Source organism: Brevundimonas sp. FG8 (assembly GCF_057808845.1).
Genome location: NZ_JBMDIU010000021.1, coordinates 1 through 5,577 on the forward strand (window position 1 = coordinate 1; position 5,577 = coordinate 5,577).

The window sequence follows — 5,577 nt, forward strand, 5'->3', positions numbered from 1 at the left end:
GGTAAAACAAAACACCACACACCGGGCGAGGCCCGGCGTCCCGCGCCCTTCCCACCCTCATTTTCATTGCGTCGGATAAGTACTTTACATAATAAAGTTCTTCACGCACTCTGTGGTCATCGCAACCGGAACCGCTCCATGACCGCCGCTGTCCTGCCCGCCTCCGCGCCAGTTTCAACCCCGACCCTCGCCGTCGCCGCCGGTCGTGTGCTGGCGCTCGCCGGAACCGTCTTCGGCCTGTCCAACCTGTTCCAGTACGGCGTCCAGAGCGGTCTGCTGCACCTGCATCCCGCCGTCCTGTCGCTCAGCTGGCCCGTCGCCGTGACGGTCTTCCTGTTCGCCCTCGCCCGCCTGCGACGCATGGGCGGGGAGGCCGGGCGGCGCGCGGCGGTCTGGTCGCGCCTCGGCATCGGTGCGACCATCGGCGCGGCCCTGATCCTTCTGGCCCTCTCCATCGTCCGTCAGGACTTCACCACGATGTACTGGATGACCCCGGTCGGGATCGGCCTGTACGGTGTCGCCTGGACGACCGCCGCGATCCGCACCCGGCGCGGCTGGATGATCGGTCCGGCCGTCGGGGCCTTCTGCGCCGCCGGTCTGGCGGCGGCCCTGATCGACAGTTCCGTCCGCGGCCTTGTCTATGCCTGCGCCCTGTTCGCCTTCGTCCTCATCCCCGGCGCCGGGCTGGCGTCCGGCCGCACGGCCTGAAAGGATCACCTCCGATGACTCACGACACCGACAACACCTCGGCCGACATCGCCTGGCTGCGTCAGCTGGCCGAGGAGAACGGGGCCGCCCCCATGCGCGGCGCCTCCATCCTGCTCGCCGCCGGCCTCATCTACGGCCTGACCAGCCTGCTGCACTGGGCCCACATGACCGGGCTGATCGCGCCGCGACTGGTCGCCGCCGGCATGGAGTGGCTGATCGCGACGGGTCTGTTCCTGATCGTCAACTTCGCCCTGATCCTGCGACTTCGCCGCGCGGAGGGAGTCCGCACCGCCGCCGACCGCGCCATCGGAACGGTCTGGGCCGGGGTCGGCTTTGGCATCTTCGTGCTGTTCGCCTCGATGATGACCGTCACCCTGCGCCTCGGGGCCGATCAGAACGGTTTGATCTTCTGGATGGTCCCCTCGATCATCATGGTCTTCTACGGCATGGGCTGGTCCGTCACGGCGGCCATGCTGAAGTCCGGCCCGCTGTGGTGGCTGGGTGTCGCCTCCTTCATCGCCGCCCCCGCCCTGGGCGCCCTGTCCGGCCAGCCGGCCCAGTATCTCGGCTATGCGGCGGCCCTCTTCCTGCTGATGGCCCTGCCGGGCTTCCTGCTGATGCGCCGCGCGAAACAGGCCTGATCCATGGCGGAAGAGTTCGACATCAGCCGCATCGATGACGTGATTCATGGCCGGGTCCGGCTGGGCATCATGGCTGTGCTGTCGGGGGTGGACACCGCCGACTTCAACACCCTGAAGGCCCGACTGCAGACCACGGACGGCAATCTGTCCGTCCATCTGCGCAAGCTGGAGGACGCGGGCTTCGTCGCCGTGACCAAACGGTTCGAGGGCCGCAAGCCCCTGACCGAGGCCTCCATGACCCCGGACGGGCGCAAGGCCTTCATCGCCTATCTCGACGCGATGCAGGGGCTCGTCGGCAAGGCCTGAACGGGCTAGAGCGATGCCATGACGGATCGCATCCATCGCTTTGACGCGCTCGACAACTTCCGGGACTACGGCGACTACGACACCGCCGCCGGTCGCCGTATCGCGACCGGTCGCCTGTTCCGCTCGGCGCATCAGGCGCGGGTCTCCGACGCCGACCTGGAGAGGCTCGGCGCCCTGAACATCGGGACCATCGTCGATCTGCGCCGTCCCGGCGAGCGTCGCGACCAGCCCTCGAAGCGCCCGTCCGGCTGGGCCGGTCAGGCGCTGCACAGCGATCTCGGCCCCGACGCCGAGGCCCCGCATATCCGCTTCCTGCGCACCGCCGACCTGACGGTAGACGCGGGCCGGAGCTTCATGACCGGCATCTACCGGACCCTGCCGTTCGAGCCCGCCCACCTCGACCTGTTCGCCCGCTACTTCCGCGCCCTCGGCGAAGGGGACGGCGCGGTGCTGATCCACTGCACCGCGGGCAAGGACCGCACCGGCACGCTGGCCGCCCTGACCCATCATCTGCTCGGCGTGCACCGCGACGATCTGATCGCCGACTACCTGCTGACCAACACCGCCGTCGATCTGGAGGGCATGGCGCCCAGGGTCGCTCGCCAGCTTGAGAAGGTCACCGGCCGTCCCGCCTCCCACGACGCCGTCGTCGCCTTCCTCGGTGTCGAACCCGTCTATCTCGAGACCGCCATCGCCGAGATCGAGGCGCGCCACGGCTCCATCGACGCCTATCTCGAACAGGCGCTGGGCGTGGATGTCGCCCTGCGCGACCGCATCGGCGAGCGGCTGTCGGCGTGACCGCCCGCGCGGTCGAACGCCGCCCCCTGCCGTGGCGCGATCCCCTCGCCGTCGCGACGGGTCTGCGGAACCGGGACGGGGCGCTGGCCCTGCTGTCGGACGGCGGGCCGCTCGGTCGCTGGTCCTTCGTCGCCGCCGAACCGGATCGGGTCATCATCGAACCGGTCGAGGCGGGTCTGGACCGACTGCGTGACCCGGATTTCGCCGACGGCGTTGTCGGCCTGCTGGCCTATGACGCCGGCGCCCGACCGGCGACAGGCCCCCGCGAGGCCATCTGGCCTGACCTGATGCTGGCCCGCTATCCGGCCATGCTGGCCCTTGACCACCAGACCCGCCAGGCCTTCGCCATCGGCCGGGGCGCCGATCCGGCGGCCGCCGCTGACAGGGCCGCCGACTGGCTCGCGGCCGCTGTCGACCCGGTCCCGCCGCCGCCGCCCGCCGACAGTCTCGACCCCGAGGCGCCGCCCTCCGCCTACGAAGCCGCCGTCGCCGACGTCGTCGCCCGCATCGCCGCCGGGGAGCTGTTCCAGGCCAACATCGCCCGGGCCTGGACCGGCGCCCTGCACCCCGGCGCCGACCCCTTCGACGTGATGCTGCGCCTCGCCGGGCGGGCCTCGGCCTACGGCGCCTTCTGGCGGCTGGGCGACCGGGCCGTGGTGTCCAACTCGCCCGAACTGTTCCTGACCTTCGACGGAAGCCGGATCGGGACCCGCCCGATCAAGGGCACCCGCCCTCGTGATCCGGACCCCGCCCGCGACGCCGCCCTCGCCGCCGAACTGCAGGCCAGCGCCAAGGACCGGGCCGAGAACCTGATGATCGTCGATCTGATGCGGAACGATCTGGCCCGCGCCGCCGCGCCCGGCTCGGTCAAGGTGGAGCGGCTGTTCGAGGTCGAGCCCCTGCCGACGGTGCATCATCTGGTCTCGACCGTGACCGCCCGCGCCGCGCCGGGCGTCGGACCCGCCGACCTGCTGGAGGCGACCTTCCCGCCCGGCTCCATCACCGGCGCGCCCAAGCATCAGGCCATGAAGGTCATCGCCGCCCACGAGCCGCCGCGCGGTGTCTGGTGCGGCAGCCTGTTCCACATCGCCGACGGCGGTCTGACCGCCTCGGTGCTGATCCGCACAGCGGCCTTCGAACGCGAGGGGGAGGGGTGGCGCTTCCGCACCCTCGCCGGCGCCGGCATCGTCGCGGACAGCGATCCCGCCGCCGAACTGGCCGAGACCGAAGCCAAGATCCGCGCCCTGCGTGAGGCGCTGACCGGCCCCTAGCAGCCGGTGCAGACCGTCTTGTCGCTGGTCCGCGGGCGCAGATAGTAGGTGTGCGAGAACCGGGTCAGGCCGGGCATCAGATAGTCGGCCGGCGACTCGTAGTCATAGGTCGCCTCGGCCATGATGATGCTCTGGCCGTCTTCCAGCAGGTCGGCGGGCAGGGTCACGATCTCGTCTTTCGGGCGGGCCGTCATGCCGTCGCCCCGGCTCCAGTCGACCTTGGCCTGGGTTCCGGTCCGGGTCACGCTGGTCACCCGTTGCTTGAGCGTCGTGGTCGGAAACGGCTTCATGATCAGGCCGCCGATGGAGAAGACGTCGGTCAGATCGGCCGTCGTCACCGTGTCTTTCTGCGCCACCAGATCGGCGACCATGGAGGCCACATGACCCATGCGCTTCTGGGCCATATAGCCCTGACAGAACTCGGACAGGCCCATGTAGAAGGCGATCAGCACCGGCGCCAGCAGGGCGAACTCGACCGCCGAGATGCCGCGCTCGTCCTTCGCCAGCCTGCGGATAAGCGAGAGCCGCATCATTCGGGTTCATTCCTGAACGCAGTCGTCGCCGACAGCCGAACCGTGCCATCCTTCAGCCGCGACAGGCCCTGAGACATGAAGGTCGTGAGCAAGGGTTGACGATACCATGTCCGGACCAGGATCAGGTCGCCCGCCTGCCCGTTGGCGTAGGTCAGCGCGCCTTCGTTGAATGTCCCGCCGGCCATGGGATCAGGGGGGGTGGTGTTGAAGCGCGGGATCACCCGCACGTCGATGCTCAGGCGGCTGGGGCAATCGGCGGAGAAAATGCTCATCCGCGAGCAGACGCCCTCCTTGAAACGCGCCCCGTCCATGCCCTGCGCCTTCGCCTGGCCCGTGCGCACCAGGCGGCCGGTCTCGATGGTGGCGTTCTCGAGTATGGAGTCGGTGACAAAGACCATGCCCAGCTCCATGATCGCGAAGATCATCAGGCAGAAGGGCAGGGCGACCATGGCGAATTCCACGGCGCTGGAGCCCTCCCGGGCGCGGCGGGCGGCGGCGCCCCTTCGGATCCGGACCGGGCGCACCGGGCGTTACGGAGTCGGTTGTCCGGCGTTGCTGCCGGCGGCGCGGACGGAGGGCGAGCACGAGCTGGCGCAGGCCATCTCCGTCGCCTGCGCGCCGCGCCAGACGCGGACGCGACCACCGCCGTCGCCAGAGGTCACGACGACCTGGCTCTGGAAGACGGTGCGGCCGACGGCATCGACCGCGATCACCTCGGTCACGCCATAGCCCTTGCCGGTGATATAGAGGGTGTTGGCGTCCACGACGGTGACGTCGGCGATGGCCGGATTGCCCACGATGACCGAGCCCGCCGCGCCACGCAGCTGCACCCGGCGCGCCTGATCGATCTCGACATTCAGGCTGGCGGACTGGGCCGAGACGACCGCGGGGCAGGCCATGACGGCGGCTGCGGCGAGGACGGCGGCGAAACGGATCGGGCGGGACATGGCGACGACTTCCAATGAACGGGCGCGCGCGGGAGCGTGGCCGAACACTGCCGTTCAATCCTCAAGAAAGTCTGAAATGACCCGGAACAGCTCACCAGGTCAGCGTTGCTGCAGTTTTTTAGAGTAAACCCCAGAGTAACCAAGAGCGCAGACCAGACTTTAACCGATCCGGGCGATAACCATCCTGCGTTTTGGGGGTCAAGCGGGCTGCCGGCTCCCCCCGCGTCAGTTAGCTCGCTAAACCTCTGTTCCCAAGGATCAAAGCTCATGACCAAGTTCATTTCGAAGTTCATGTCCGACGAGTCGGGCGCCACCGCCATCGAGTACGGCCTGATCGCCGCCCTCATCGCCGTCGTGATCATCTCGGCCGTCA

9 protein-coding genes are annotated in these 5,577 nt (G+C 69.1%); 6 read left to right on the top strand and 3 right to left on the bottom strand.

Annotated elements, in window-relative coordinates; genetic code table 11:
- Positions 1–138 precede the first annotated feature (138 nt).
- Genes ACODRV_RS17375 through ACODRV_RS17395 form a run of 5 tightly spaced genes read left to right on the top strand, consistent with a single transcriptional unit; the run spans position 139 to position 3,724 of the window.
- Positions 139–708, top strand: coding sequence for a hypothetical protein (locus ACODRV_RS17375; RefSeq protein WP_488909174.1), 570 nt, complete (start codon positions 139–141; stop codon positions 706–708).
- A 14-nt stretch (positions 709–722) separates the two neighbouring features.
- A complete protein-coding gene (locus ACODRV_RS17380; RefSeq protein WP_488909175.1) occupies positions 723–1,349 on the top strand; it encodes a hypothetical protein in 627 nt (208 codons plus the stop codon).
- Positions 1,350–1,352: 3 nt separating this feature from the next.
- Positions 1,353–1,655 carry a winged helix-turn-helix domain-containing protein gene (locus ACODRV_RS17385; protein WP_488909176.1) on the top strand — a complete coding sequence of 101 codons (303 nt, stop codon included), beginning with the start codon at positions 1,353–1,355 and terminating at the stop codon, positions 1,653–1,655.
- A gap of 18 nt (positions 1,656–1,673) precedes the next feature.
- A complete protein-coding gene (locus tag ACODRV_RS17390; RefSeq protein ID WP_488909177.1) occupies positions 1,674–2,453 on the top strand; it encodes a tyrosine-protein phosphatase in 780 nt (259 codons plus the stop codon).
- Positions 2,450–3,724 (top strand): anthranilate synthase component I family protein, encoded by a 1,275-nt coding sequence (locus tag ACODRV_RS17395; protein WP_488909178.1) that lies wholly within the window; start codon positions 2,450–2,452, stop codon positions 3,722–3,724. Before ACODRV_RS17390 ends, ACODRV_RS17395 begins: the two co-directional genes overlap by 4 nt.
- On the opposite strand, the gene ACODRV_RS17400 is transcribed toward ACODRV_RS17395, so the two are convergent.
- From ACODRV_RS17400 to ACODRV_RS17410, 3 genes are all read right to left on the bottom strand, one after another.
- The gene (locus tag ACODRV_RS17400) at positions 3,721–4,254 is read right to left on the bottom strand and encodes a TadE/TadG family type IV pilus assembly protein (protein WP_488909179.1); all 534 of its coding nucleotides are present in this window, start codon (positions 4,252–4,254) and stop codon (positions 3,721–3,723) included. The genes ACODRV_RS17395 and ACODRV_RS17400 overlap by 4 nt on opposite strands.
- Entirely contained in the window at positions 4,254–4,718 is a 465-nt protein-coding gene (locus ACODRV_RS17405; RefSeq protein WP_240811674.1) for a TadE/TadG family type IV pilus assembly protein, read from the bottom strand. The genes ACODRV_RS17400 and ACODRV_RS17405 overlap by 1 nt, the downstream gene beginning before the upstream one ends.
- A 69-nt stretch (positions 4,719–4,787) precedes the next feature.
- Positions 4,788–5,204: a pilus assembly protein N-terminal domain-containing protein gene (locus ACODRV_RS17410; protein ID WP_488909180.1), complete on the bottom strand. Its 417-nt coding sequence runs from the start codon at positions 5,202–5,204 to the stop codon at positions 4,788–4,790.
- Between the two features lie 267 nt (positions 5,205–5,471).
- Between ACODRV_RS17410 and ACODRV_RS17415 the strand changes: the two genes are divergently transcribed.
- Positions 5,472–5,577 (top strand): Flp family type IVb pilin (locus ACODRV_RS17415; protein ID WP_488909181.1); only part of this gene is annotated, 106 nt, incomplete at its 3' end.

Excerpts from the sequence above, each read along its gene's own strand:
- ACODRV_RS17375 (WP_488909174.1), top strand. The coding sequence starts at position 139 with ATGACCGCCGCTGTCCTGCCCGCCTCCGCGCCAGTTTCAACCCCGACC.
- ACODRV_RS17380 (WP_488909175.1), top strand. The coding sequence starts at position 723 with ATGACTCACGACACCGACAACACCTCGGCCGACATCGCCTGGCTGCGT.
- ACODRV_RS17385 (WP_488909176.1), top strand. The coding sequence starts at position 1,353 with ATGGCGGAAGAGTTCGACATCAGCCGCATCGATGACGTGATTCATGGC.
- ACODRV_RS17390 (WP_488909177.1), top strand. The coding sequence starts at position 1,674 with ATGACGGATCGCATCCATCGCTTTGACGCGCTCGACAACTTCCGGGAC.
- ACODRV_RS17400 (WP_488909179.1), bottom strand. The coding sequence starts at position 4,254 with ATGCGGCTCTCGCTTATCCGCAGGCTGGCGAAGGACGAGCGCGGCATC.
- ACODRV_RS17410 (WP_488909180.1), bottom strand. The coding sequence starts at position 5,204 with ATGTCCCGCCCGATCCGTTTCGCCGCCGTCCTCGCCGCAGCCGCCGTC.